Annotated in this window: 26 protein-coding genes; 19 read left to right on the top strand and 7 right to left on the bottom strand. The window is 71.2% G+C overall.

Translation table 11 applies throughout. From position 1 onward, the window contains the following. Position 1 precedes the first annotated feature (1 nt). The 5 genes from AB0G47_RS33790 (at position 2) to AB0G47_RS33770 (ending at position 4,488) form a co-directional block, all read left to right on the top strand. Positions 2–814: a thioesterase family protein gene (locus tag AB0G47_RS33790; RefSeq protein ID WP_360777760.1), complete on the top strand. Its 813-nt coding sequence runs from the start codon at positions 2–4 to the stop codon at positions 812–814. Beyond that, positions 811–1,953 carry a sensor histidine kinase gene (locus AB0G47_RS33785; RefSeq protein WP_360777758.1) on the top strand — a complete coding sequence of 381 codons (1,143 nt, stop codon included), beginning with the start codon at positions 811–813 and terminating at the stop codon, positions 1,951–1,953. Before AB0G47_RS33790 ends, AB0G47_RS33785 begins: the two co-directional genes overlap by 4 nt. Before the next feature lie 102 nt (positions 1,954–2,055). After that, positions 2,056–2,946 carry an ATP-binding cassette domain-containing protein gene (locus tag AB0G47_RS33780; RefSeq protein ID WP_360777757.1) on the top strand — a complete coding sequence of 297 codons (891 nt, stop codon included), beginning with the start codon at positions 2,056–2,058 and terminating at the stop codon, positions 2,944–2,946. After that, a complete protein-coding gene (locus AB0G47_RS33775; RefSeq protein WP_360777755.1) occupies positions 2,939–3,691 on the top strand; it encodes an ABC transporter permease in 753 nt (250 codons plus the stop codon). Before AB0G47_RS33780 ends, AB0G47_RS33775 begins: the two co-directional genes overlap by 8 nt. 122 nt (positions 3,692–3,813) lie before the next feature. Continuing rightward, positions 3,814–4,488, top strand: a complete 675-nt coding sequence (locus AB0G47_RS33770; RefSeq protein WP_360777753.1) for a response regulator transcription factor — start codon at positions 3,814–3,816, stop codon at positions 4,486–4,488. A gap of 32 nt (positions 4,489–4,520) precedes the next feature. Here the strand turns inward: AB0G47_RS33770 and AB0G47_RS33765 are convergent, their stop codons facing one another. Together AB0G47_RS33765 and cynR are read right to left on the bottom strand one after the other, a co-directional pair. After that, positions 4,521–5,414 carry an alpha/beta hydrolase gene (locus AB0G47_RS33765; protein WP_360777752.1) on the bottom strand — a complete coding sequence of 298 codons (894 nt, stop codon included), beginning with the start codon at positions 5,412–5,414 and terminating at the stop codon, positions 4,521–4,523. Positions 5,415–5,485: 71 nt separating this feature from the next. Next, positions 5,486–6,394, bottom strand: coding sequence for a transcriptional regulator CynR (gene cynR, locus AB0G47_RS33760; RefSeq protein WP_360777751.1), 909 nt, complete (start codon positions 6,392–6,394; stop codon positions 5,486–5,488). A 154-nt stretch (positions 6,395–6,548) separates the two neighbouring features. On the opposite strand from cynR, the gene AB0G47_RS33755 reads away from it, so the two are divergent. Then, on the top strand, positions 6,549–7,151 hold the full coding sequence (locus AB0G47_RS33755; RefSeq protein ID WP_360777749.1) for a carbonic anhydrase: 603 nt from the start codon (positions 6,549–6,551) through the stop codon (positions 7,149–7,151). 66 nt (positions 7,152–7,217) lie between these two features. Further along, positions 7,218–7,688, top strand: coding sequence for a cyanase (gene cynS / locus AB0G47_RS33750; protein WP_360777747.1), 471 nt, complete (start codon positions 7,218–7,220; stop codon positions 7,686–7,688). A 14-nt stretch (positions 7,689–7,702) separates the two neighbouring features. Here the strand turns inward: cynS and AB0G47_RS33745 are convergent, their stop codons facing one another. Next, positions 7,703–8,359 carry a TetR/AcrR family transcriptional regulator gene (locus AB0G47_RS33745; RefSeq protein WP_360777745.1) on the bottom strand — a complete coding sequence of 219 codons (657 nt, stop codon included), beginning with the start codon at positions 8,357–8,359 and terminating at the stop codon, positions 7,703–7,705. A gap of 55 nt (positions 8,360–8,414) precedes the next feature. Continuing rightward, entirely contained in the window at positions 8,415–9,356 is a 942-nt protein-coding gene (locus tag AB0G47_RS33740; protein WP_360777743.1) for an alpha/beta hydrolase, read from the bottom strand. A 146-nt stretch (positions 9,357–9,502) separates the two neighbouring features. Here AB0G47_RS33740 and AB0G47_RS33735 point away from each other — a divergent pair, with 146 nt between their 5' ends. The 7 genes from AB0G47_RS33735 to AB0G47_RS33705 all read left to right on the top strand — a co-directional run bounded on the left by AB0G47_RS33735 (position 9,503) and on the right by AB0G47_RS33705 (position 15,734). Then, positions 9,503–10,330, top strand: a complete 828-nt coding sequence (locus AB0G47_RS33735) for an enoyl-CoA hydratase-related protein (RefSeq protein ID WP_360777741.1) — start codon at positions 9,503–9,505, stop codon at positions 10,328–10,330. 18 nt (positions 10,331–10,348) lie between these two features. Continuing rightward, positions 10,349–10,507, top strand: a complete 159-nt coding sequence (locus AB0G47_RS33730) for a hypothetical protein (protein ID WP_360777791.1) — start codon at positions 10,349–10,351, stop codon at positions 10,505–10,507. Positions 10,508–10,575: 68 nt separating this feature from the next. After that, positions 10,576–11,391, top strand: a complete 816-nt coding sequence (locus AB0G47_RS33725; RefSeq protein ID WP_360777739.1) for an SDR family oxidoreductase — start codon at positions 10,576–10,578, stop codon at positions 11,389–11,391. Continuing rightward, a complete protein-coding gene (locus AB0G47_RS33720) occupies positions 11,388–12,026 on the top strand; it encodes an HAD family phosphatase (protein ID WP_360777737.1) in 639 nt (212 codons plus the stop codon). Before AB0G47_RS33725 ends, AB0G47_RS33720 begins: the two co-directional genes overlap by 4 nt. 30 nt (positions 12,027–12,056) lie before the next feature. Beyond that, positions 12,057–13,277: an acyl-CoA dehydrogenase family protein gene (locus AB0G47_RS33715; RefSeq protein WP_360777735.1), complete on the top strand. Its 1,221-nt coding sequence runs from the start codon at positions 12,057–12,059 to the stop codon at positions 13,275–13,277. Beyond that, the gene (locus AB0G47_RS33710; protein ID WP_360777733.1) at positions 13,274–14,026 is read left to right on the top strand and encodes an SDR family oxidoreductase; all 753 of its coding nucleotides are present in this window, start codon (positions 13,274–13,276) and stop codon (positions 14,024–14,026) included. Before AB0G47_RS33715 ends, AB0G47_RS33710 begins: the two co-directional genes overlap by 4 nt. Positions 14,027–14,369: 343 nt before the next feature. Next, a complete protein-coding gene (locus AB0G47_RS33705; protein WP_360777731.1) occupies positions 14,370–15,734 on the top strand; it encodes an FAD-dependent oxidoreductase in 1,365 nt (454 codons plus the stop codon). Between the two features lie 55 nt (positions 15,735–15,789). On the opposite strand, the gene AB0G47_RS33700 is transcribed toward AB0G47_RS33705, so the two are convergent. After that, positions 15,790–16,035 carry a hypothetical protein gene (locus AB0G47_RS33700; RefSeq protein ID WP_360777729.1) on the bottom strand — a complete coding sequence of 82 codons (246 nt, stop codon included), beginning with the start codon at positions 16,033–16,035 and terminating at the stop codon, positions 15,790–15,792. Next, positions 16,032–16,499, bottom strand: a complete 468-nt coding sequence (locus AB0G47_RS33695) for a nuclear transport factor 2 family protein (protein ID WP_360777727.1) — start codon at positions 16,497–16,499, stop codon at positions 16,032–16,034. The genes AB0G47_RS33700 and AB0G47_RS33695 overlap by 4 nt, the downstream gene beginning before the upstream one ends. Positions 16,500–16,674: 175 nt before the next feature. On the opposite strand from AB0G47_RS33695, the gene AB0G47_RS33690 reads away from it, so the two are divergent. From AB0G47_RS33690 to AB0G47_RS33680, 3 genes are all read left to right on the top strand, one after another. Then, positions 16,675–17,226: a TetR/AcrR family transcriptional regulator gene (locus tag AB0G47_RS33690; RefSeq protein ID WP_360777725.1), complete on the top strand. Its 552-nt coding sequence runs from the start codon at positions 16,675–16,677 to the stop codon at positions 17,224–17,226. Between the two features lie 177 nt (positions 17,227–17,403). Further along, positions 17,404–18,318 (top strand): diiron oxygenase, encoded by a 915-nt coding sequence (locus AB0G47_RS33685; RefSeq protein ID WP_360777723.1) that lies wholly within the window; start codon positions 17,404–17,406, stop codon positions 18,316–18,318. 65 nt (positions 18,319–18,383) lie between these two features. Then, complete coding sequence (locus AB0G47_RS33680) at positions 18,384–20,033, top strand: FAD-dependent oxidoreductase (protein WP_360777721.1); 1,650 nt, start codon at positions 18,384–18,386, stop codon at positions 20,031–20,033. A 37-nt stretch (positions 20,034–20,070) separates the two neighbouring features. Here the strand turns inward: AB0G47_RS33680 and AB0G47_RS33675 are convergent, their stop codons facing one another. Next, on the bottom strand, positions 20,071–20,283 hold the full coding sequence (locus tag AB0G47_RS33675) for a DUF4287 domain-containing protein (RefSeq protein WP_360777719.1): 213 nt from the start codon (positions 20,281–20,283) through the stop codon (positions 20,071–20,073). Between the two features lie 247 nt (positions 20,284–20,530). Here AB0G47_RS33675 and AB0G47_RS33670 point away from each other — a divergent pair, with 247 nt between their 5' ends. Beyond that, positions 20,531–22,117, top strand: coding sequence for an MFS transporter (locus tag AB0G47_RS33670; protein WP_360777790.1), 1,587 nt, complete (start codon positions 20,531–20,533; stop codon positions 22,115–22,117). A 151-nt stretch (positions 22,118–22,268) separates the two neighbouring features. Next, entirely contained in the window at positions 22,269–25,325 is a 3,057-nt protein-coding gene (locus tag AB0G47_RS33665) for a BTAD domain-containing putative transcriptional regulator (RefSeq protein WP_360777717.1), read from the top strand. Positions 25,326–25,433: the final 108 nt, after the last annotated feature.

The following is a 25,433-nucleotide window of genomic DNA, read 5'->3' as shown; positions in this document are numbered from 1 at the left end:
GTTGAACACCGGCGCAGCGGTTCCGGACAGCTACTACGAGCGGATAGACGAGCACCGCTACAAGCCCACCGTCCACGCGAGCGGCGCCTGGGACCCCGACGAGCTGCACTTCAGTCCGCTCGGCGGCCTCGTCGTCCACGCCATCGAACGCCATCTGGCCGGCAGGGCCGCGGACACCGGCCTGGTCATCGGCCGGATCAGCTTCGACATCCTGGGGCGCCTCGCGCTCGACGAGTGCGAGATCCAGGTGGAGACCGTCCGCCCCGGCCGCACCATCGAGCTGATCGAGGCCACCGTGCTGGTCGCAGGACGAGCGGTGGTCCGCGCCCGCGCCTGGCTCCTCGCCGCGCTCGACACGAGCGCCGTCGCGGGCGGCGCCCCGGCCCCGCTCACCCCGCCCGACGAGGTCGCCCCGTGGGAGATGGCAGCCCTCTGGCCCGGCGGATACATCGCCTCCATCGACGTACGTCCGCTGTCCCCGCCGCAGCCGGGACGTACAACCGCCTGGATCTCCACGGCACTTGACCTCGTCGCGGGTGAGAGCGCAAGCCCGCTCGCGTCGTACGTTGGCCTCGTCGACACCGCCAACGGCATCGCCGTACGCCAGCCGCCCACCGCCTGGATGTACCCGAACGTCGACCTGACCCTGCACCTGTACCGGCAGCCCGAAGGCCGCTGGACCGGCCTCGACACGACGGTCGTCTTCGGAGGCTCGGGGCACGGCGTCACCAGCACGGTCCTGCACGACGCCACCGGACCTGTCGGATACGCACACCAGATGCTGACCGTCAGGCCACAGCCGACCGCGCAGTGACCGTGCGGGATGTCCGGCAGCGGCGCCTGATCCTGCTCGATGTACCGGCGGCACTCGGCCTCGCGCTGCTGCCTCAACTGGCCCCACTGCGGGACACGTTGAGCGGCGAGACGAGCGACACCGCCGTGTTGGTCCTTTCCCTGAGTACCGCGCTGCCGGTCGCCGTCCGTCGGCTGTGGCCCGTGCCGGTCTTCGCGTTCGTGCTCGTCGCCGCCTGCGCGGCACTGCCGTCCGGACTCGGGCCGACCTCGTTCCTCGCCGCCGCGTACGCGCTGTATGCGGTGGCGGTGGAGTGGCGGCGGCAGCCGGGGCCGTCCGCGGTCGTCATCGGCGGGGCGTGCGCGACTGGTGCCGCCCTGCTGACGCTGACGGGAGGGCGGGACTATGAAGGCGGGACCCGGGTGGTGCAGGTCGTGTTCGGGCTGCTGGTCCTCGGCGCGACCTGGGCGGCGGGGTCGTCCGTCAGGGAACGCAGGGAGAGCGTACGGCGCGTCATCGCGGAGACGGCCGAGCGGGCGAAGGTCGAGGAGCGGCTGCGCATCGCCCGTGACCTCCACGACGTCGTCACGCACAGCGTGGGCCTCATCGCGGTCAAGGCCGGGATCGCCAACCACGTGGTCGACAGCCGCCCGGAGGAGGCGCGGGAAGCCCTGACGGTGATCGAGGACGTCGGCCGCACGGCACTGCGCGACCTGCGGGCCACGCTCAAGGTGCTGCGGCGCGACGGGGATGCCGACGAGGACATCGGTCCCGCGCCGGGGCTCGCCGATCTGCCGCGGCTGGTGCGGGCCGCCGAGGCGGCGGGAGTCCGTGTCGATCTTGACTCCCGCTGCGACGAGGGGCCTCCGGACGGCATCGCGACGGCCGCGTACCGGATCGTGCAGGAAGCCCTGACCAACGTCGTGAAGCATGCGGCGCCGACCCGGTGCCGGATCGAACTCAGGGCAGGGGCTGGTGAGTTGACGGTTGATGTCTACGACGATGGGCCCGGCGCGGGTGCCGCGCACCGCCCCGCCGCCCCCGGCGGCGGCCTCGGCCTGGTCGGGATGCGGGAGCGGGTCACCGCACACGGCGGCACTCTCACCGCCGGGCCGCGGGCGGGCGGCGGCTTCCGGGTGACGGCGGCACTGCCGTACTGATCCGGACTCATCCGCAGGTATGGGTTCGGTGCACGCGGGGCGTCCCGCTCATCCCGACCCGGGACCGATGCACGGGCCACGGTCCGTGGCGAGACTTGACGTGTGATCGACGTCCAGAACTTGACCAAGCGGTACGGGGAGCACACCGTCGCCGGCGGTCTCACCTTCACGGTGCGACCGGGTGCCGTCACGGGGTTCCTCGGGCCCAACGGGGCCGGTAAGTCCACCACGATGCGGATGATGCTCGGCCTGACGCACCCGGACGGCGGGTCCGCGCGGATTGGCGGGCGTGACTACCGCGAACTGCGCCACCCCGCCCGGCACGTCGGCGCCCTCCTCGACGCGTCGGCGCCGCACCGCGGCCTCACGGCGGTCGACCATCTGCGGTGGCTGGCGCAGAGCAACCGGATCCCGCGGCAACGGGTCGGCGAGGTACTGGAGTTGGCCGGTCTGACGCACGCGGCCCGGCAGCGGACCGGAGCCTTCTCCCTGGGCATGGGCCGACGGCTCGGCCTGGCCGCCGCCCTGCTCGGCGACCCGCCCGTCCTGGTCCTCGACGAGCCGTCCAACGGCCTGGACGCGGAAGGCATCCGCAGGCTGCGCGAACTGCTGCGCAGGCGGGCCGCCGAGGGCGGCACCGTCTTCGTATCCAGTCATCTGATGACCGAGATGTCCCTGATCGCCGACCATGTAATCGTCATCGACCGAGGTCAACTCCTCGCGGACACCGGCATGGCGGACTTCATCCGGACCCATGCGCGGCCGTACGTACGCGTGCGGTCCTCTGAACCCGCCCTGCTGGCCCGTGAGTTGGAACGCAGGGGAGCCGTGCCCGTTCTCGCGGCGGACGGCAGTCTGGAGGTCGGTGGTCTTTCCGCGGGCGACATCAGCCGCCTCGCCGCGGGGTGCGGTGTCGCGCTCGACGAACTGAGCACCCGTACCGGCTCCCTGGAGGACATCTTCCTCTCGCTCGTCGGGGGCAGCCGTGGCTGAGACGCTCGCGGCCGTCCGGGCCGAGTTCACCAAGGTGCGAGGTGTCCGCGGCACGTTCCTCGCGCTGCTCCTTTTCATCCCGCTGAGTCTCCTCATCGCCGCCTTGGACGGCTGGTCGGCGAGGTCGGCGCTGGAATCCGACCGCGGCATGCTGCGCGACGGCTTCACCGCCGCGCAGGCCGGCCTCGACGGAATCCTCTACGGGCAGCTCGCGCTGATCGTGTTCGGTGTGCTCGTCGTCAGCAGCGAGTACGGGTCGGGGATGATGCGGGTCTCGCTGCTCGCCGTGCCCCGGCGCGGAAGGCTTTACGCGGCGAAAATGGCCGTCACGGCAACGGCCGCCCTGCTCGTCGCGATCCCGGTCACCGTCGTCGGTTACCTGGTCACTCAGCTCGCCCTGGGATCCCACGGTTCCTCGATCGGGGCGGAGGGCGTGCCCCGGGCGCTGGCCGGGGCGGTGCTGTATCTGACGCTGGTGAGCCTGTTCGCCGCGGGCACGGCCGCGGCGGCCCGCAGCGCCGTCGTCCCCCTGGCGATCCTGCTGCCGATGGTGCTCGCGGGGTCCCAGATCCTCTCCGTCATCGGGGCCACGAAGGAGGTGGCGCGGTACTTCCCCGACCGGGCCGGCGCGCGGATGCTGACCGTCGACGCGGGTGACGCGTACACCGGGGGTGCGGTGCTGCTCGTCTGGACGGTGACGGCGCTCGCTGTGGGCCAGGTGCGCCACAGCCGATGGGATGCCTGAGTCCGCTGGCCGACCGCGGCCCAACCTACCGACGTGTGACGGGAGTTGAAAGGGCCGACGAGACCCCACTGCTAAAGTTGCCGAATCCAGAGGCCCGTTGAACAGCATGCGAGGAACGCGGGATGGCCGAGGCGATCCGAGTGCTGATCGCGGACGATCAGGCGTTGCTGCGCGGCAGCTTCCGCGTGCTCATCGATGCCACGCCCGGGATGACGACGGTCGGCGAGGCGGCGGACGGCGCCTCGGCAGTGGAACTGGCCCGGGAGCTGGTCCCGCACGTGGTCCTGATGGATCTCCGCATGCCCGTGATGGACGGCATCGCCGCCACGCGGCACATATGCTCCGACGAGGGCCTGGCCGGGGTACGGGTGCTCGCGCTCACGATGTTCGACATGGACGAGTACGTGTACCCGGCCCTTCGGGCGGGCGCGAGCGGATTCCTGCTGAAGGACGCCTCACCGTCCGACCTGGTCGCGGGCATCCGTGTCGTGGCCACCGGCGAGGGCGTCCTGGCGCCGACGGTCACCCGCCGCCTCATCGCGGACCACTCGGGCCGCACCGAACCCGACCGGCGGGCACCCGGGCTCGTGGGGCTCACCAAGCGGGAACAGGAGGTGCTCGTGCTGATCGCCAACGGCCTTTCGAACGCCGAGATCGGCGCACACCTGGTGATCAGCCTGCCGACGGTGAAGACTCATGTGGGCAGCCTCCTGGCCAAGTTGACCGCCCGCGACCGCGCGCAGCTCGTCATCATCGCGTACGAGAGCGGACTGGCCGAGCGCGGAATGCCGGCCTGAGGGACCCGTGCCCCGGCGTCGCCCGGCCGCGGTCAGTCCGTGACCCCGCTCGCAAAGGCGAGCGAGCGGCTGAAGATGTCATCCGCCTGCGCCTCGGTCAGCCCGTACCAGACGTGGTCGGAGCCCGGGACCGTCCAGAGTTCGACGGGCGCGCCCGCCTCGCGCAGGCGATCGGCCAGGGCCTCGCTGTGGGTGCGACTCACCATGCGGTCCTCCTCGCCGTGGACGAGGAGGAGCGGCGGTGCGTCGGCGTGGGCCCGGGCGAGCGGGCTTGCCGCGCGGGCGAGTTCGGGTACGGCGGAAGGGGCCGCGCCCAGCAGCAGCGCTTCGGGGGACGCGGGGTCCGACGGGTCGTAGCTGCCGCGGGCGGTGGTCAGATCGCTCGGCGCGTACCAGATGACGGCGCCCGCGACCCGCGGTCCGGTGTGGGTGAGCGCGAGGAGGGAGGCGAGGTGCCCGCCCGCGGACTCTCCCCACACCACCGTCCGCCCGGTGTCGATGCCGAGCTCATCGGAGCGCAGCGTCAGCCACCGCAGGGCGGCACGCAGGTCGTCAAGCGGGGCGGGGAAGACGGCCTCGCCGCTGAGCCGGTAGTCGACGCAGGCGACCGCGAAGCCTGCGGCCGCGATGCGCGCGAAGGGCCCGGGCGACCACGAACGCGTGTGCAGCCCCATGTCGTCGCGCCGCCCCCGGCGCCACGCACCGCCGTGCACGTAGAGCACCAGCGGGGCGGGCGTGGGGGATTGGCCGGCCTTCTCGGGCAGCCACAGGTCGAGCTCCAGCGGGCGGCTGCCCTCGGGCACGTCGTAGGGGATCCCGCGCAGCACGCTGACGCCGGGCTCGCAGGGGGCGGCGGGCGGCAGGGCCGCGATGTCCGGGTGGGGTACGCCGATGACCTGGAAGAGGCTGGGGCGTTCGGCCGTCACTGGGTGCTCCACTGGTGGTCGGGCAGGGAGAGCACATCGTACTGTTCGAAACTTCTTGGGGGGCGACCGCCTCAGACGGGGGCGTAGGCGCGGGCGGCGACGAGCTGTTCGGTGACGCGGGTGAAGGCGCGGGCCGCGGCGCTGCGGTAGGCGCTGTCGCGGTGCAGCAGCGTGACGGTCCGGGCCGGCAGGGGAGGGTCCAGCGGGACCTGGGTCAGATGGGGGTGGTCGTGTGTGACGGCGTCGGGCAGCACCGTCGCCAGGTCGGTGCGCCGGACGATCTCGGTGAGCGCCTGGATGGAGTTGGCCTCCACGGCGATGCGCGGCTGCACCCCGTGCGCGGTGAAGTAGCCGTCGATATGGGTGCGGGTAGCGAAGTCACCGCTGAGAAGCGCGAGTTGACGCTCCATCAACTGGCTGACGGGCAGGGGAACTTCGCTGTCGCTGTCGGGGTGCCGGGCCGCGGCGACGACCAGGCCGAGGGTCTCGGTGAACAGGGCGGTGGCGGTGATGCCGGGTGCGTGCGGGCCGTGGAAGGCGATGCCGAGGTCCAGCTCGTCGGCGAGCAGCCCGGCCTCGATGCGTTCCTGCGTCATCTCCTTGACGTCCAGTGTGATGCCGGGGTGGCGGTCGTGGAACTCTGCGGCGAGGGGACCGACGAGGTAGGTGGTGAACGTCGGGGTGATCGCCAGGCGCAGATGCCCGCGGGAGAGATCGGCGACGTCCAGGACGGCACGTTCGGCAGCGGCGAGGTCCCGCAGGGCCCTGCGGGCGTAATGGGCGTAGGTCTCGCCGGCGTCGGTGAGTCGGACGGTCCGTCCGGTGCGGTCGAGGAGCTGTGTGCCCACGGCGCGCTCGAGCTGCTTGATCTGCTGGGACAGCGTCGGCTGGGACACCCGCAGCTCCTCGGCGGCGCGGGTGAAGTTGGCGTGCTCGGCGACGGCGAGCAGATAGCGCAGATGACGGAGCTCCGGAGCCATGCCCTCCAGCATAGACGGAGCTATAGATGGCATCGATAGGAGTCATGGATAGTGCGTCTTGGACGCTATAGGTGCAGGTCGTGCATGGTGGATCTCGCCGCCCCACAGAGCGGCAGCGCCGCCCGCCGAGTGGGCAGCCAGGAAGGGAGTGACCATGCCAGACCTCACCGAGGGCGTCACGCGATTTCGGCGCGATGTCTATCCGGCAAAGGCGGAGCTCTTCGCCGAGCTGGCCGCGACCCACCGGCCGACGACGCTGTTCATCAGCTGCTCCGACGCCCGGGTGGTGCCGGAGCTGATCACCCAGAGCGAGCCGGGCGAGCTGTTCGTGATCCGCACCGCCGGCAATCTCGTCCCCGCCCACACTCCCGGCTCGGACGGGGTGGCGGCCAGCATCGAGTACGCCGTCGCCGTCCTCGGCGTCACCGACATCGTGGTGTGCGGTCATTCCGCCTGCGGCGCGATGACCGCGCTCGCCGAGAACCACGACCTGACCGCCGCTCCCGCGGTCGCCGACTGGCTGCGGCACGCGGACGCCTCACGGGCCCGCGTCACCGCGGAGACCGGCGAGCGCGAGGTGGACGCCCTGGTGCGCGAGAACGTACGCGCCCAGCTGGCGAATCTGGCGACCCACCCCTCGGTGGCCCGCGCCCTGGCCGCGCGAACCCTCACCCTGCACGGCTGGGTCTATGACATCCCCACCGGCACCGTCGAGGAACTCGACGCCACCGGCCGCACGGCCACGCTCGTGGCCTGAGCCGGCAGAACCAGAAGCAGCCGCCGCCTGTCCGGCGAGCGGCACCCCCCCCGAAAGGAACCTCCCATGCTGCACGCCCAGTTCGACCCCACCGCACGTCAGACCCTCGCCACGACCGCCGTCGAGGCCAAGCTCCGCAAGGACCTGTCCTGGCAGCAGATCGCCGACGCAGCCGGCCTCTCGGTGGCCTTCGTCACCGCTGCCGTGCTCGGCCAGCACGCCCTGCCCGAGCAGTCGGCAACGGCCGTCGCCGAACTCCTCGGCCTGGACGACGACGCCGCGCTGCTCCTGCAGACCATCCCGACCCGCGGCTCCATCGACGGCGGTATCCCCACCGACCCGACGATCTACCGCTTCTACGAGATGCTCCAGGTCTACGGCACGACGCTGAAGGCCCTGGTCCACGAGGAGTTCGGCGACGGCATCATCAGCGCGATCAACTTCAAGCTGGACGTGCAGAAGGTCGCCGACCCCGAGGGCGGCGAGCGCGCCGTCATCACTCTGGACGGCAAGTACCTGCCGACCAAGCCCTTCTGACCGATACGGGCGCTCTACGCCTCCGGTTCGGCGTCCTTCAGCTGGAGCCCGTTCTCCCAGATCTTGTTGAGCGTCGTGACGAGCCGCTCGAACGGGATGCGCTGGCCCAGCACGAACACCATGTACGCCATACGGCTCACCATGACCGAAAGCGCGTGTGCCGTCACCAGCGGATCCAGGCTGGTGTCGGCCTCGCCGTTCTCCTGCAGAGCGCTGATCAGCTTGGCGTTGCGGCGGGCAAAGGCGTTGCCGCGCTCGATGCGCAGCGCCATGAACTGCTCGTCGATCTGGGCGACTTGCTCGAACAGCGCCATCAGGCGCGCGTTCTTCTTGTACGCGCGCAGATACTCGCGGTTCGAGGCGTCGATGAGCTCGCGGGTGTCGGTGATGCCGGTGCGCTCGCGCAGGTGCGGGTGGAGCATCTCCTCCTGCACCTGCTCGACGAGCGCCTGGAAGATCTCTTCCTTACTGTTGAAGTACGTGTAGAAGGACCCGGACGCGACATGGGCCGCCTTGGAGATGTCCGTGATCCGGGCGTCCAGATATCCGTCACGCTCGAAGACCTCACGGGCGGCCGTGATCAGGGCGTTGCGCGTCCTGACACCGCGTGCGCTGCGTGGTGTGATCGGTTGCTTCTGGCCGCCGTCTGCGGCCGGGGCCTGGGCAGCCACTGCGATCCATTCACTGTCGTTCGAACACATATGTAACCGGTGGCTGCGGATGCTATCAGCCCAGGCCGGACAGGAAGTCGAGCAGCGCGGCGTTGACCTCGTCGGCGCGCTCCTGCTGGATCCAGTGGCCCGCCCCGTCCAGGACGACATGGCCGCGCAGATCGGTGAGGACGCGGTCGAGGCCGTGCGCGGGCATGAACTTCCCCACGGGATCCTTCGATCCGGTGATGAACAGCGACGGCTGCGCGATGAGCCGGCCGTCCAGGTGCTCCGTGAGCGCCCAGGTCCGGTCCAGGTTGCGGTAGTAGTTGAGGCCGCCGGTGAACCCCGTCTCCTCGAACGCCTTCACGTAGTACGCGAGCTCCTCATCGCTCAGCCACGGGGGAGGCGGCAGCTGCTCGTCGGGTTTCGCGGCCCACTCGGCGGAGTAGATCTCCCTGGTGACGAGCGTCCTGCGGACGTTCTCGCTCAGGGCCCGGTCGGCGACGCCCGGCTCCTGGAACCACACGATGTAGAAGTCGTCGCCGAAGCGCGAGCGCAGGATCGGCAGCGGCGGGGCAGGGGCACGCGGCGTCACCGGCACGCTCATCCCCACCACCGCGCGAACACGCTCCGGGTACGCCGATGCCATCTGCCAGACAACGATGGCACCCCAGTCGTGCCCCACGAAGACCGCGTCGTCCGCCCCGATGTCGTCCAGGAGCCCGGCGAGGTCGGCGCAGAGGGTCAGCGCGTCGTACGCGTCGGCCTCCTCGGGGCGTGAACTGCCGCCGTACCCCCGCATGTCGGGCACAAGCACGCGGTGTCCCGCGGCCGCGAGGGCGCTGACCTGGTGCCGCCAGGAGAACGCCAGCTCCGGAAAGCCGTGGCAGAGCACCACCGGAGGCCTGCCGGGACGGCTCTCCCCGTGCTCGAAGACCCGGAGCGTGATGCCGTTGGTCGCGACGTCCCTCGCCGCGACGCTCTCCCACTCGCTGATCGGCATGTGTGTCGTCATGTGCAGAACTCCCGTGGTCGCGTGGACCGGCGCCGGAACTCGCGCTGGTGAAGGGCGTGTTCAAAGTATTGAACTTGACGTTGGGTTCAAATATACAGGGCGGGCCACGGCGCGGAGCGCGAAGCGTTCAGAAGGAGGCCACGACAGTGACCGGAAGCAGTCGGACGGAGCGACGGGAAACGGTCATCGCCCGGCGGCGGGGACCCGTGCTCGTGCTGACCCTGAACCGCCCGGAGCGGCTGAACGCCTGGAACGACGAGCTGGAAGACCGCTGCTTCGCGCTGCTCGCCGAGGCGGACGCCGACCCCGAGGTGCGCGCGATCGTCCTGACCGGAGCGGGGCGCGGCTTCTGCGCCGGAGCGGACATGGACGACCTGCGGCAGGTCGGCGAGGTCGGCGCGGCGACGGACCTGGCCACGCTGGACCTGCCGAAGCGGGGGCGCCCGCGCTGGTTCCCGCTGACCCTGCGCAAACCGCTGATCGCGGCGATCAACGGGGCCGCGGCGGGCCTCGGCCTCGTCCAGGCCCTGTACTGCGACATCCGCCTGAGCACGCCGGACGCCAAGCTCACCACGGCGTTCGTGCGGCGCGGCCTGATCGCCGAGTACGGCATCGCCTGGCTGCTGCCCCGGCTCGTCGGGCCAGGACGGGCCATGGACCTGCTCCTTTCCGGACGTGTGGTGCGCGGGACCGAGGCGTACGAGATGGGTCTGGTCAACAGGGTCGTCGAGCCCGAGCTGCTCCTCGACGCGGCGGTCGACTACGCCACGGACTTGGCCACCTGGTGCTCGCCCACATCCATGAGCGTCATGAAGCGGCAGGTCCTCCAGGCGCTCGACACCGACTTCGCCACGGCGGCCGGGGCAGCGGACGCCCTCATGGCGGAGGCCTTCCGGCATCCCGACGCCACCGAGGGCGTCACCAGCTATCTGGAACGCCGCGCACCCGCGTTCCGCCCCCTCGACCCCAAGTGACGCAAAGGCCGAGCCGGTCTGGGGGAGGCCGAGCTGCGTGCCTGGGCGAAGGGGCGGTTGTCCGCGTACAAGGTGCCCCACCGGGTCGCCGTCGTCGACGAGCTGCCGAAGGGCCCGAACGGGGAGATCCTCAAGCGTGCCGTCGACCTGGCCTTGCCGGCGCCCCACAAGCATTGAAGTTGACATCGGATTCAACTACGGTGAGGGGCGCCGGGGGAGATTCGGGCTATCGACTGGGAGAGTTCGTGCAGATCAACGGGAGAGTCGCGATCGTCACGGGCGCGGCGGGCGGTATCGGCGCCGCCATCGCGCAACGCCTCCTCGAGCACGGCGCTCGGGGCGTCCTGCTGACCGACCTCGACGCCGACCGGCTCGCGGCGACGGTGAAGCGGCTGGCCGGCGCACACGGAGAGGAGCGGGTGTCCGGTGACGCGGCGGACGCCGCGTCGACCGCGGACCTGGAGCGCCTGATCGCGGCGGCCGACGAGCGCTTCGGTCCCGTCGACCTGTACTTCGCCAACGCCGGAGTCGGCGGCGGCCCTGGCCTAGACGCGAGCGAGGCGGAATGGAGCCGGGCGCTCGACGTCAACGTGATGGCGCATGTGCGCGCGGCGAAACTTCTCGTGCCCGGCTGGGTGGAGCGCGGCAGCGGCTACTTCTTCAGCACCGCGTCGGCCGCGGGCCTGCTCACACAGATCGGCTCGGCGACGTACGCCGTCAGCAAGCACGGAGCGGTCGCGTTCGCCGAGTGGCTCTCGGTGACGTACGGAAATGAGGGTGTGCGGGTGAGCTGCCTGTGCCCGCAGGGCGTCGAGACCGAGCTGCTCATGGCGGGCACCCGGTCGGACGACCCGGACGAACGGGCCGCCGCGCAGGCCGTGTTGGACGCGGGGGAGCTGCTCTCGCCGCTGGACGTCGCCGACCGTGTGACCGAGGCAGTCGCCGCCGAGCGCTTCCTCGTGCTCCCGCACCCGCAGGTGCTCAACTTCTACCGCGGCAAGGGCCAGGACTACGACCGGTGGCTGCGCGGCATGCGGCGCTACCAGGAGACAGTGCGATGAGTGAGGAACGTACCCGCAGTGCCGTCCTGTTCGACTTCGGCGGCGTGCTCACCACCAGCGTGGTCGCCGCCTTCGAGGAACTGGGCGCGGAACTCGGCTGTGAGCGGCGGCTGTTGCTGCGGCTCCTGTCGAAGGACGAGGAGAGCAGCGCGCTCCTTGTGGCGCACGAGGAAGGGCGCATCGGGGAGCGGGAGTTCGAGGACGGCTTTGCCGCGCGGCTGCGGGCCCGCGGCGTGCCGGCCGTGGGCGAGGGCCTGGTGGGCCGGATGCAGGCGCAACTGCGGCCGGACCCGGACATGATCGCCCTCGTGGCGAAGGTGCGGGCCGAAGGACACCGCGTCGGCCTGCTCTCCAACTCCCTGGGCGACAACTGCTACTCGGGCTTCGATCTGCCCGCCATGTTCGACGCCGTGACCGTGTCCGGCGAGATCGGTGTGCGCAAGCCGTCGCGCCGCGCCTACGCCATCGCCTGCGAGCGCCTCGGCGCACGCCCGGAGGACACCGTGATGGTCGACGACCTGGAACAGAACATCACCGCGGCGCACCGCATCGGCATCGCCGGCGTCGTGCACCGCGACGCCGCCACGACGGCCGCCGCACTCGCGCGGCTCCTCGTGCCGTCGGCCACCCCATGACACCGTGAGCATCCGACCGTTGGAGGATCCGTGTTCGACCTTTCCGACCGTGCCAAGGAGTACCAGGACAAGCTGCTCGCCTTCATGGACGAGCACATCTACCCCGCCGAGGCCGTCTACGAGGCGCAGATGGCCGAGTCCGGCGATCCGCACTTCCAGCCCCCGGTCATCGAGGAGCTGAAGACCGAGGCGAAGAAGCAAGGGCTGTGGAACCTCTTCCACCCGCACCCCGAATGGGGTCCGGGCCTGAACAACCTGGAGTACGCGCCGCTCGCCGAGATCATGGGCCGCAGCGCCCACCTGGCGCCCGAGGCCACCAACTGCAACGCCCCGGACACCGGCAACATGGAGGTCCTCACCCTCTTCGGCACCGAGGAGCACAAGGAGAAGTGGCTCAAGCCGCTGCTCGCCGGTGAGATCGCCTCAGCGTTCGCGATGACCGAGCCCGCGGTCGCCAGCTCCGACGCCCGCAACATCGAGATGCGGATGGAGCGCGACGGCGACGAGTACGTACTCAACGGCCGCAAGTGGTGGACCTCCAACGCCCTGCACCAGAACTGCAAGGTCCTGATCGTGATGGGCAAGACCGATCCGGAAGGGCCGGGCCACCGCCAGCAGAGCATGATGGTCGTGCCCCTCGACACCCCCGGCGTCACCGTCCTGCGCGGCCTTCCGGTCTTCGGCTACCAGGACCGCGAGGGCCACGCCGAGGTGCTCTTCGAGAACGTACGCGTGCCGGTCACCGCACTGCTCGCGGGCGAAGGCGACGGCTTCATGATCAGCCAGGCGCGGCTCGGCCCCGGCCGCATTCACCACTGCATGCGCTCGATCGGCATGGCCGAGCGCGCCCTCGACCTGATGATCGACCGCGCGCAGTCGCGTACGACGTTCGGTGCGCCGCTGGCCGAGCGGGCCAACATCCAGGACTGGATCGCCGAGGCCCGCATCGAGATCGACATGGCCCGCCTGCTCACCCTCAAGGCCGCCCACCTGATGGACACCGTCGGCAACAAGCAGGCCCGCACGGAGATCGCCGCGATCAAGGTCGCCGCTCCCGAGGTGGCCCTGAAGGTCGTCGACCGCGCCATCCAGGTGCACGGCGGCGGGGGAGTCTCCGACGACTTCCCGCTCGCCAGCATGTACGCCCATCTGCGCACCCTGCGCCTTGCCGATGGCCCCGACGAGGTGCACAAGCGCACCATCGCGGTGCGGGAGCTGCGCCGCCGTGAGAACGAGCGGACCGAGCGGTGAGCGGCCCGCTCGACGGCAAGGTCGCCGTCGTCACCGGAGCGTCGCGAGGCATCGGCCTCGCGGCCGCCGCGGCCCTGCGCGACCAGGGCGCGCAGGTCGTCGTGACCTCGCGCAGCGAGGAGCGCGCCAAGGAGGCGGCCGCCCAACTCGGCGACGGCGTGGCCGGGTTCGGCGCGCACGCCACCGATGAGGAGGCCGCGCGCGCCTGCGTCGACTTCGTCATCGGGACGTACGGGCGGCTCGACATCCTCGTCAACAACGCCGGTACGAACCCGGCGTACGGCCCGGTCATCGACCAGGACCACGGCCGCTTCAGCAAGACGATGGACGTCAACCTGTGGGCGCCGATCCTGTGGACGTCGCTCGCGGTGAAGGCGTGGATGGGGGAGCACGGCGGCTGCGTCGTCAACACCGCCTCGATCGGCGGCTATTCGGTCGCCGCCGACGTCGGGATCTACCACGTCTCGAAGGCCGCGCTCATCCACCTCACCAAGCAGCTCGCCCTGGAACTCGGCCCGAAGGTCCGGGTCAACGCCATCGCGCCCGGCGTCGTACGGACCCGGCTCGCCGAGGCGCTGTGGCAGGAGCGCGAGGCGACGGTCGCCGCGGCGACCCCGCTCGGCCGGATCGGCGAACCGGAGGACATCGGATCCGCGATCGCCTTCCTGGCCGGGGACGGCGCGCGCTGGATCACCGGCGAGACCCTCGTGGTCGACGGGGGGCAGCTCCTGGGCCCAGGAGTCGTATGAGGGCGGCCGACGCCGGGTCCGGGGCGGCGCCCCGCTGCGGCCCACGGCGATCATCGGCGAGGGCGTCCTGCGGCGGGCCCGCGACGAGCCCCGCAGCGCCGCGGAGGGCGGTCCGCCGAGCAGCACCGCCTATATCGACCACACGGTCGACCAGGCCTGGGGCCTCACCGCGGACTCCGGGCTCTGAGACCTCTGGTGCCTGTGCCTTGATCCAACCGACCCATGGGCCCATGGACCCATAAGGCAGCCTTATGGGGTCATAAAGCCAACCCGATTACTAACTTAGGCTTGCCTTAGTTTAGGCTGCCCGTCGAGTCACCCATCGCTCGAAGGGAACCTGAACATGCCTCGCCCTCTGCGGGTAGCCATTGTCGGAGCCGGCCCGGCCGGGATCTATGCTGCCGACGCGCTGCTGAAATCCGCAGTGGCTGCCGACCCCGGTGTGTCCATCGACATCTTCGAGCGGATGCCGGCCCCCTTCGGCCTCATCCGCTACGGCGTCGCCCCCGACCACCCGCGCATCAAGGGCATCATCACGGCCCTGCACCAGGTGCTCGACAAGCCGCAGATCCGCCTCTTCGGCAACGTCGACTATCCGCGTGACATCAGCCTCGACGATCTGCGCACCTTCTACGACGGGGTGATCTTCTCCACGGGCGCGACGGCCGACCGGGCCCTGGACATACCCGGCATCGACCTCGACGGTTCCCACGGTGCCGCGGACTTCGTCTCCTGGTACGACGGGCACCCGGACGTGCCGCGCACCTGGCCGCTGGAGGCCGAGAAGGTCGCCGTCCTGGGCGTCGGCAACGTGGCCCTCGACGTGGCGCGCATCCTCGCCAAGACCGCGGACGAGCTGCTGCCGACCGAGATCCCGGCCAACGTCCACGAGGGCCTCAAGGCGAACAAGGCCCTGGAGGTCCACGTCTTCGGGCGCCGCGGCCCCGCACAGGCGAAGTTCAGCCCGATGGAGCTGCGGGAGCTCGACCACTCCCCGAACATCGAGGTCATCGTCGACCCCGAGGACATCGACTACGACGACGGCTCGATCGCCACCCGGCGCGGCAACAAGCAGGCCGACATGGTCGCCAAGACGCTTGAGAACTGGGCCATCCGCGACATCGGCGACCGCCCGCACAAGCTGTTCCTGCACTTCTTCGAGTCGCCCACCGAGATCCTCGGCGAGGGCGGCAAGGTCGTCGGCCTGCGCACCGAGCGCACCGCCCTCGACGGCACCGGCAACGTCAAGGGCACCGGCGAGTTCAAGGACTGGGACCTCGGCGCCGTCTACCGCGCCGTCGGCTACCTCTCCGACGAACTGCCCAAGCTGCCCTGGGACGTCGAGTCGGGCACCGTCCCGGACCAGGGCGGCCGGGTCATCGAGGAGAGCGGGGAGCACCTCCAGTCGACGTACGTCACCGGCTGGATCCGCCGCGGTCCCGTGGGCCTCATCGGTCACACCAAGGGCGACGCCAACGAAACGGTCGCCAGCCTCCTGGACGACCACGCGAACGACCGTCTGCACACCCCCGCATCGCCCGACCCGGAGGCCGTGGACGCGTTCCTCGGCGAGCGGGAGGTCCGCTTCACCACGTGGGACGGCTGGTACCGCCTCGACGCCGCCGAGAAGGCGCTGGGCGAGCCGCAGGGCCGTGAGCGCGTGAAGATCGTCGAGCGCGAGGACATGCTGAAGGCGAGCGGCGCCTAGCAGCACCGCCCCTGGCAGCACCGCCCCTGGTCGATCTCGGCCAGGGGCAGCCGTGCTAGAGGGGGGTCGCAGGTGCGTTGAGGCCCGCGCCCCGCGCCGTCTTGCCCTGGACGACTTCGCCACCGCCCTGGTCCAGGGCGTGGCCGCGGCCGAGTTCACCGTCGACCCCGAGGTCGTCGTCGTGGGCGGCGGACTCTCCCGCGCCGGGGAGCTGCTTGCTGCTCGCCCCCCTGCGCATCCGACTGGCCGAGCTGTGCCTCTTCCTGGTCGAGGTGGAGTCCTTCGGGGCGTCGGCCGTCACAGACCGAGTTCGCTGAGTCCGGGGTGGTCGTCGGGGCGGCGGCCCAGCGGCCAGTGGTACTTGCGGTCGGACTCCGCGATGGGCAGGTCGTTGATGCACGCGTGGCGCGCCCGCATCAGGCCGGCGTCGTCGAACTCCCAGTTCTCGTTCCCGTACGAGCGGAACCAGTGCCCGGAGTCGTCGCGCCATTCGTACGCGAAGCGCACCGCTATGCGGTTGCTGTCGTGGGCCCAGAGTTCCTTGATGAGCCGGTAGTCGAGCTCGCGGTCCCACTTGCGGGACAGGAAGGCGACGATGGCGGCGCGCCCGGTGACGAACTCGGCGCGGTTCCGCCAGCGCGAGTCCTCGGTGTAGGCCAGGGCGACCTTCTCGGGATCACGGCTGTTCCAGCCGTCCTCGGCCAGCCTGACCTTTGCGGCGGCGGTCTCGCGGGTGAACGGAGGGACGGGGGGTCGTGCGGTCATCGGTGTGCCTCGCTTCCGGTCGTTTCCGGTCGGTCGGGAGAAGGTGCGTTCTCTCCGGGGTGTGCCACCATAGGAGAACGCACGTTCTCGCGCAAGGGTGCGGCCGCCCGCCGCCCCGTAGTACGGTCAGTACCGTAGAAGAACGTTCGTTCTCCCTCTTGGGTTTGGGGCTCTCATGGATCGCGCCGAGGCAGAAGCCCGCGTACTCGAAGCCGCCGAGGCGCTCTACTACGAGCGCGGCGTTCAAGCGGTGGGCATGGACCAGGTCCGTGCGGCGTCCGGGGTTTCCCTCAAGCGGCTCTATCAGGTCTTTCCGTCGAAGTCGGAGCTGGTCCTCGCCTGCCTTGAGCGTCGGGACCGCCGCTGGCGGGCGCGGCTCGCCGAGTACGTGGACGGTCGGCCCGCGGGGGAGAGCCGCCTCCTCGCGGTCTACGACTGGCTGTACGAGTGGTTCTCCGAGCCGGACTTCCGCGGCTGCGCCTTCATCAACTCCTTCGGTGAACTCGGCGCCGTGGACCCGGCGGTGGCCGATGCCGTCCGGGCGCACAAGGGCGCCTTCCGCGACTACGTGGCCGGACTCGCGGCCGCCGATGGGCAGCCGGAGGGGGCTGTCGGCCCCTTGGTCCTACTGGCGGAAGGGGCCATGACCACGGCCGCGATCTCGGGGTCACCGGAACCGGCGCGTGAGGCGCGTGCGGGTGCGGCTCTGCTGATGGCCGCCCGGTAGCCGTTCCGCGCTCCTGCCCCGTGAGTAGAACCCCCGAGATAGTTCTTACTCGGGGGTAGGCCTGCCCCGTTCCCTTGTTATACGGTCCGTCAACAAGGGCTCCGGCGGCGTTGCGGGACGGCACGGCGGTCCGTTGCCTCGACGTTGGCGCACACCTCCGAGTCAAGGAGCCGCAGCATGGCAAGCAGCACTGTTCGGCCGACCGCACAGGGCCATTCCCAGGACGACGACGTGGCCCGGCGGCTGCTCGACTCGGCCGCCGTGCTGGCCTACGACCCGGCCACCGAGGTCGACTGGGAGACACCGCTCGACCGCGACTACCACGGCGCGAGCCCGGAATGGAGCTCGCTCTACGGCACCGCGTACTGGCAGGAGTTGACCGAGCCGCAGCGCAAGGAACTCACGCGTCAGGAAGCCGCTTCGGTGGCCAGCACGGGCATCTGGTTCGAGATGATCCTGCAGCAGATGGTGCTGCGCGACGTGTACGCGAAGGACCCCACGAGCGCCGAGGTCCAGTGGGCGCTCACGGAGATCGCGGAGGAGTGCCGCCACTCGATCATGTTCGCCCGCGGCGCCCAGAAACTGGGAGCGCCCGCCTACCGGCCGCACCGCGCCGTCATGGAACTCGGCCGCGCGTTCAAGACCCTGGCCTTCGGCGAGGCGGCGTACGCGGCGATCCTGGTGGCCGAAGAGGTGCTCGACGTCATGCAGCGCGACTGGATGCGGGACGAGCGGGTCGTGCCGTTCGTCCGCACGATCAACAACATCCATGTGGTCGAGGAGTCGCGGCACATGAAGTTCGCCCGCGACCAGACGCGCAAGCGGCTCGTGGGCGCGGGACGGGTCCGCCGGCAGATCAACGCGTTCGTCATCGCCGTCGCGTCGTACTACATCGTCACCAGCATGGTGAACCGCAAGGTGTACGCGAACGCGGGGCTCGACGAGAGGCGCGCCGTCGCCGAGGCGAAGGCCAACGAGCACCACAAGTCCATGATGCGGTCGAGCTGTTCGGGCCTGATGGAGTTCCTCGCGTCCGCCCGGCTGCTCACCAAGCCGGCGCTGGCCTTCTACAAGCGCGCCAACCTCATCTGACCCGGCCACAGCCACCATCCGACCCGACCTCAGTCGATCCGAGCCGAACGAGTCGAGCCGCCACCATGACCTATGCCATCACCCAGACCTGCTGCACCGATGCCACCTGCGTCGCCGTCTGCCCGGTCAACTGCATCCACCCGACGCCGCAGGAACGGGAGTTCGGCAGTACGGAGATGCTGCACATCGACCCGACGACCTGCATCGGCTGCGGTGCCTGCGCCGACGCCTGCCCGGTCGACGCGATCTTCCCCGTGGACGGATTGCCGGCCGCGCAACAGGAGTACGCCGAGATCAACTCGGCGTACTACGAAGGGAAAGCGACCGACGACGAGCCCGACGGGCCGAACTTCCACGTCTGGGACGAGCCTTCCTTCCCGCGGGTCCTGCCGTCGGACTTCGCCCCGCTGAAGGTCGCCGTCGTCGGCACAGGACCGGCCGGGATGTACGCCGTGCGGGACCTGTTGCTGCACACGAGCGCCGAAGTCACGCTGATCGACCGGCTTCCGGTCGCCGGCGGGCTCATACGCCACGGCGTGGCACCGGACCACCCCGCGACCAAGAAGGTCGGCGAGACCTTCGCGCGCTTCCACACACATCCGCGGGTGCGCATGCACCTCGGTCTCGACGTGGGCACCGACATCACCGCGCAGGAGCTGGCCGCGCACCACGACGCCGTCATCTACGCCGTGGGTGCCGCCGCCGACCGCACCCTTGCCGTGCCGGGCGAGGACCTGCCCGGCACGGTCTCCGCCCGGTCCTTCGTCGCCTGGTACAACGCCCACCCGGACGCGGCGCCGGACGCGGTCGACCTCTCCGCCGAGCGCGTGGTCGTCGTCGGAAACGGCAACGTCGCCCTCGACGTGGCCCGGATCCTGCTCGCCGACCCCGACGAGCTCGCCCGAACCGACATCGCCGACCACGCCCTGGCGGCGCTGCGTGCGAGCAAGGTCCGCGAGGTGGTCCTGCTCGGACGGCGCGGCCCCGAAGACGCCGCGTACACCGCGTCCGAGCTGATCGCGCTCAAGCATCTGCCGGGTGTGGAGCTGATCGTCGACGACCACGACCCGCGGATCGCCGCGGCCATCGACGAGGCGGGCCCGAAGGACAAGGCCGCCGTCCTGCGCGGCGTGACCCGCTCCCGGCCGACCTTGGCGGAGCCGCCCGCGGCCGGGCGGCGCATCGTGCTGCGCTTCCACTGCACCCCGTTGGAGGTGGAGGGCCAAGGTGGCGTCCGCGCTGTGCGTGTCTCGGAAGCCTCGGGCGAGCGGGCGATCCGTACCGGCCTGGTGCTGCGCGCGATCGGCTACCGCGGGGTTCCGGTCGCCGGGCTGCCCTTCGACGAGGCCACCGGCACCGTCCCGCACGAGGGCGGCCGCGTCACCGGACGGCCCGGCACCTACGTCGTGGGCTGGATCAAGCGGGGCCCCAGCGGCGGCATCGGCGCCAACCGCACCTGCGCCGCCGAGACGGTCACCACCCTCCTCGCCGACGCGGTCGCCGGCGCCCTGCCCGCACCGGAGCGCGCGCCGAAAGCCTTCCACCGGCTTGCCCGGCGCCGCAACCGCGAGGTCGTCGACGCCCGCGGCCTGGCCGCGATCGAGCGCGCCGAGGTCACCCGGGGCGAACGTGACGGCAGGCCCCGGGTGAAGCTCGCCACCGTGGACGAGCTCGTGTCGACGGCGCGCAGGAGCCGCCGGGGAGTGCTGCGCTGAGCCGGGCCGCAAGGGCCCAACCTGCCACGCCCGCGCCTCACTTGGCGCGGGCCTCGGCAAGGGTGTGGGCCACGAGGGCGTTGGCGTGCCCGTGACCCAGGCCGTGCTCGGCCTTGAGCCAGGCGACGAGTTCCATGTGCTTGGTCAGCGGCGAAGAGCGGATGAGCTCCAGCCACTCGGTGACCGGGCGGCCGTACTTCTTCTCGATCGAAGGGAAGTAGCTGGCCGGGCCGTTGGCGGCAGTGCTCATGATGGCGGTGTCCCGTCTGTCGCGATGATGTCGCAGGTAAGTGGTGATGTCGCAGGTAAGACGGGCGGGGCCGGGGAAAGTCATCGGTCGGGACGGGACATCTTCGGATCGCAGTGAGCCGTGCGGCGCAGAGGTGTTCGATTGGCGGGGCCGGAGTGCCAGGACTAGCCTTGAGCCAGTGAACGCAGCCGTTCACTGCCGGCCGGCGGTGTGAGGCCGGCTGAGGCGTCAGCGCGTGAGCAAACCCATGACGGCCGATCGATCTTCACCCTCGAAGCCTGCCGAATCCCCGGAGCGGGGACATGGCAGCGGTATCGCGCTTCTCGTCATCGCCTCGTGCCAGCTGATGGTGGTCCTCGACATCACCATCGTGAACATCGCCCTTCCGCACATCCAGACCTCGCTCGGCTTCTCCACCGAGAACCTGTCCTGGGTGGTCAGCGCCTACACGCTGACCTTCGGCGGCCTGCTCCTCCTCGGCGGACGGCTCGGAGACATCCTCGGCCGCCGCAGGGTCTTCATGTTCGGCGTCCTGCTCTTCGTCTTCGCCTCACTGCTCGGCGGTCTCTCCCAGGAGTCCTGGCAGTTGCTCGCGGCGCGGTCGCTGCAGGGCGTCGGTGGCGCCATCGCATCGCCCACCGCCCTCGCGCTGATCACCACGACGTTCCGCGAAGGACCCGAGCGGAACAGGGCGTTCGGTGTGTTCGCCGCCGTCTCGGCGGGCGGCAGCGCGATCGGACTGCTCGCGGGCGGGCTGCTCGTGGAGTGGCTCGACTGGCGCTGGGTCCTCTATGTGAACATCCCGATCGGCCTGCTGATCGCCCTCGCGACGCCCCGCTACATCCGGGAGTCCGAGCGCCACCCCGGCCACTTCGACATCCTCGGCGCGCTCACGTCCACCGTCGGCATGGTGTTGCTCGTCTACGGCTTCATCCGCGCCTCCGAGGACGGCTGGAGCGACACGCTGACCATCGCGTCCTTCGTGGCGGCCGTGGTGCTCCTCGGTGTGTTCCTCACCATCGAGAGCCGGTCGAAGCAGCCGATCACGCCATTGTGGATGTTCCGCGACCGCAACCGCGCCGGTGTCTACGGGATGATGCTGAGCCTGGCCGCGGCGATGTTCGGCATGTTCTTCTTCCTGACGCTGTTCGTGCAGAACATCCTGGGCTTCAGCCCGTTGCGGGCCGGGCTCGCCTTCCTGCCGGTGAGCGCGATCATCGCGATAGGAGCGGGGATCGCATCGCAGCTCCTGCCCAAGTGGGGGCCCAAGCCCTTCATGGTGGTCGGCGCGCTCCTGGCCGCCTTGGGGCTCGGCTGGCTGACGATGACCGATGTCGAAAGCACCTACGCCGGAAGCATCCTCGGGCCCATGCTGGTGTTCGGCCTCGGCATGGGCATGCAGTTCGTGTCGCTGACCCTGATGGCGGTGTCGGGCGTGGCGCCCCATGAGGCGGGTGCGGCCTCCGGGGTGCTCAACGCCACACAGCAGGTGGGCGGTTCGCTCGGCCTGTCCGTCCTGGTCACCGTCTTCGGCACGGCAAGCCGCAACGAGGCCACCGACCAGGTGCCGCAGTTCATGGCCGAGGCGAGCCCCGCCCAGCTGGCCGAATTCCGCAGGACGGGGGAGCTCCCGGGGACCTGGGCCGATCAGGTCCTTGCTTCGGGCATCTCCAGTTCCTTCATCGCCGCCGCCGTCTTCGCGATCGTCGCCGCGCTGATCGCCCTGTTCGTCATCCAGGTGCGCCCCGCGGACCTGGAGCGGCTCCAGGGCAACGGAGCGAATCCGCTCGCAGCGGCCGGGGACGTGCCGGACGAGTCTGCGCGCCCCGATTGAGGCGCGGCACCGTGCGGCCGGGGCTGAGCGCCGACGTGGCCTGATTCCCTTCGCGGCTACGCCAGTTGAGGTGTGGCGGACGTAACATGACCACTCGTCGACCGGGGTCGGCGAGCGGGGGCGGCGCGGGGCAGGGATGCATGGAGAGGGCGTGGACACGAACACCGACTACCGCCTCCTTGGGCCGGTCGAGGCATGGCGCGCGGGCCGTCGGCTCGACCTCGGTGGACCCAAGCCCCGGGCGCTGCTTGCGGCGCTGCTCCTGGAGCACGGCCGTGTGGTGTCCGTCGACGCGCTGATCGACGCCATCTGGGGCGAGCACCCGCCGGGCACGGCACGTTCCCTGATCCAGTCCTATGTCTCCGCACTGCGGCGCGCGCTGTCCGCCGACGCCATCGAGACACGCCCGCCCGGCTATCTGATCCGCGCCGACACCGCCCTGGTCGACCGCACCGCGTTCGAGCATCTGACGGCGCAGGGCAGACAGGCCGCCGCCGCGGGCGACCACCCCGCCGCCGCCCGGCTGCTCGCCGAGGCCCTCGCCCTGTGGCGCGGCCCCGCGCTCGGCGGGATCGGCGACACGCTGCGGGCCATGGCCGATCAGCTGGAGGAGGCACGGCAGACGGCCCTGGAGGAGCGGATCGCCGCCGAACTCTCCGAGGCCGGACGCGAGACGGAACTGGTCGCCGAACTGACCGCCCTGGTCGCCACCCACCCCACGCGGGAACGGCTGCGCGGCCAACTGATGCTCACCCTCTACCGGTTGGGCCGCCAGGCGGACGCACTCGCGGTGTACGTGGAGGGCCGCGACGTACTCGCCGAGGAACTGGGCATCGACCCGGGCCCTGACCTCCGGCGGATGTACGAGTCGATCCTGCGCGCGGACGACGAGCTGCTGCCGGGCGCCGGTCAGGACGCGGCCGCCCAAAGTGCCACGCCGGCGGCTCCCGTGCCGGTGGTTCCGGCCCTGCTGCCGCCCGCCATCGGCGACTTCACCGGACGCGCCACGCATCTCGCCGACGTACGGGCGGCGCTTTCCGGCCCTCGTGAGGTGATGCCCGTCGTCGTGGTGTCGGGCACCGGCGGCGTCGGCAAGTCGACGCTGGGCGTCCAGGCGGCACACCGGGTCGCCGAGCACTACCCGGACGGCCAGCTCTACGCCGAACTGCGCGGCACCGCCGACCCGGTGGCGCCCGGCGAGGTGCTCGGGCGGCTGCTGCGCGCCCTGGGGGCCGACCCGCCCGAGGGGGACGCGGAACGGCGCGATCTCTTTCGCAGCCTGGTCGCGGGGCGCCGCGTCCTGCTCGTGCTCGACGACGCGGGCAGCGAGTCCCAGGTGCGCCCGCTCCTTCCGGGGAGCGCCACCTGCGGGGTGCTGATCACCGCGCGGGCCAGGCTCGGCGCGCTGCCCTGCACCCACCGCGCCGAGCTCGAAGTGTTCGCCACGGAGCCGGGGATCGAACTCCTTGCCAGTGTCGCGGGCGAGCGGCGCGTGCGGGACGAGCCGGACGCCGCCCGGCGCATCGTCGAGCTGTGCGGCGGCCTGCCGCTGGCCATCCGGATCGCCGGGGCCCGCCTCGCCACCCAGCGGCACTGGACACCGGGGATGCTCGCGGGACGGCTCGCCGACGAGCACAACCGGCTCGACGAACTCGCGGTCGGGGACCTGGAGGTCCGGGCAGGTCTCGGCCTGAGCTACCGGGTGCTCGACGCCCCCGCCCGCACCGCCCTGCGCCGCCTCGGCCTGCTCGCCGCCTCCGACGTCGCCGCGTGGGTGGTCGCCGCGCTGCTCGATGTCCACGAGGCCGCCGCCGACCGCGTCGTGGAGCAGCTCGTCGACGCCCAGTTGCTGCACTGCACCGGCGTCGACCGCGCGGGGCAGGCCCGCTTCAGGCCGCACGACCTGGTGCGGGTGTACGCCGCCGAACGCGCCGACGCAGAGGAGCCGCCCGCCGAACGGGCCGCCGCCGTCGCCCGCGCGCTCGGTGCCTGGCTCTGGCTGACCGGCCGCGTCGCGTCCGACACGCCGTCCGGCGCGGTCGAACTGCACCGAGGGCTCCTCGACGGCGACGGGCCGACGGACGGGACGGTCGGGCGTGTCGTGCGGCCCATCGGCCCCGAGGCCACCCGGCGTGCCCTCGCCGATCCGACCGCATGGTTCGAGGCCGAGGCCGACGCGATCGCCACCGCCGTCGAACGCGCGGCCGCCCTGGACCTGCACACCCTGGCCTGCGAGGCCGCGGCCGCCCTGTGCTCGTCGGCGTACACCGTCGGCAACCGCTTCGAGGCGTGGTGGCGCACCCATGACGCCGCCCTGGCCGCGGCCCGCCGCGCCGAGGACCGCTCCGGAGAGGCGCTGCTGCTCATCGGGCTCGGGCAGCTCCGCTTCGAGCAGGACCGGTTCCCCGAGTCGCAGGGCTACTTCCGGCAGGCCGCCCGGCTCTGCGCGGAACTCGGCGACACGCGCGGCAGGGCCGCCGCCTTCGCCGGCCTCGGCAGCGCCTTGCGTGAAGCGGGCAGGCTGCGCGCCGCGCAGGACGTCCTCACCCAGGCGGTCGTCGGCTTCCGGGACATCGACGACGACCCCGGCGTCGGTCTCTCCTGCAGGTACGCCGGAACCGTCCGGCTCGAACTGGGCGACCACGAGGCGGCGAGCGAGCTCCTCGAGGAGTCGCTGCGCGCCTACCGCAGGCTCGGCAGCCGCCGCGGCGAGGCGCTCACCCTGCGCTCCATCAGCCTCGTACGGCGTGCGCTCGGCGAGTACGCGGCGGCGGAGGAACTTGCGGGCCGCGCGGTGGACCTGCTGAGCCCCCTGGGGGACACGCTGATGTCCGCGTACGCGATGCAGGCCCGCGCCAAGTCCCGCGTCCGCCTGGGGCGTTCGGCCGAGGCGGAGGCCGAGATCCGCAACGTACTGGACGTCTGCCGCGGCCACCGCGACCGCTTCGGCGAGGCGCTCGCCCTGCGCACCCTCGGCGAGTGCGAGCTGGCAGCGGGCCGCATCGAGGCGGCGGAACAGAGCCTGACCACGGCGGCCGCCCGCTGGGAAGCCCTGGATCTGCCGCTGCCCCGCGCCCGCACCCTGCGCGACCTCGCGGCGGCACGGGAGGCGGCGGGGGACCCGGCGGGAGCACACGCGCTGCGTGCCGAGGCGCTGGAGGTCTTCACGGCGTACGAGGCGCGGGAGCGGGACGAGCCCTGGGTCTGACGAGCCAGGGGGCCGCGGCATTCCACTTGCCGTGGAATTGCAGAGAACTTGCAGCGGCCTGCGGCAGGCTGTGGTTGTCGGCAGGGAGACCTTCCGGCGCAACGGGGG

This window comes from Streptomyces sp. NPDC021622 (genome assembly GCF_040640795.1).
Lineage (GTDB): Bacteria > Actinomycetota > Actinomycetes > Streptomycetales > Streptomycetaceae > Streptomyces.
Note: the sequence above shows the minus strand (reverse complement) of the source record. Positions and strands in the feature narration are given on the sequence as shown.

Bases quoted from the DNA above. Each gene is read 5' to 3' on its own strand.
- AB0G47_RS33705 (WP_360777731.1), top strand. From the start codon at position 14,370: ATGCCTCGCCCTCTGCGGGTAGCCATTGTCGGAGCCGGCCCGGCCGGG.
- AB0G47_RS33755 (WP_360777749.1), top strand. From the start codon at position 6,549: ATGCCAGACCTCACCGAGGGCGTCACGCGATTTCGGCGCGATGTCTAT.
- AB0G47_RS33720 (WP_360777737.1), top strand. From the start codon at position 11,388: ATGAGTGAGGAACGTACCCGCAGTGCCGTCCTGTTCGACTTCGGCGGC.
- AB0G47_RS33675 (WP_360777719.1), bottom strand. From the start codon at position 20,283: ATGAGCACTGCCGCCAACGGCCCGGCCAGCTACTTCCCTTCGATCGAG.
- AB0G47_RS33695 (WP_360777727.1), bottom strand. From the start codon at position 16,499: ATGACCGCACGACCCCCCGTCCCTCCGTTCACCCGCGAGACCGCCGCC.
- AB0G47_RS33770 (WP_360777753.1), top strand. From the start codon at position 3,814: ATGGCCGAGGCGATCCGAGTGCTGATCGCGGACGATCAGGCGTTGCTG.
- AB0G47_RS33670 (WP_360777790.1), top strand. From the start codon at position 20,531: ATGACGGCCGATCGATCTTCACCCTCGAAGCCTGCCGAATCCCCGGAG.
- cynS (WP_360777747.1), top strand. From the start codon at position 7,218: ATGCTGCACGCCCAGTTCGACCCCACCGCACGTCAGACCCTCGCCACG.
- cynR (WP_360777751.1), bottom strand. From the start codon at position 6,394: ATGGCTCCGGAGCTCCGTCATCTGCGCTATCTGCTCGCCGTCGCCGAG.
- AB0G47_RS33680 (WP_360777721.1), top strand. From the start codon at position 18,384: ATGACCTATGCCATCACCCAGACCTGCTGCACCGATGCCACCTGCGTC.
- AB0G47_RS33740 (WP_360777743.1), bottom strand. From the start codon at position 9,356: ATGACGACACACATGCCGATCAGCGAGTGGGAGAGCGTCGCGGCGAGG.
- AB0G47_RS33685 (WP_360777723.1), top strand. From the start codon at position 17,404: ATGGCAAGCAGCACTGTTCGGCCGACCGCACAGGGCCATTCCCAGGAC.
- AB0G47_RS33690 (WP_360777725.1), top strand. From the start codon at position 16,675: ATGGATCGCGCCGAGGCAGAAGCCCGCGTACTCGAAGCCGCCGAGGCG.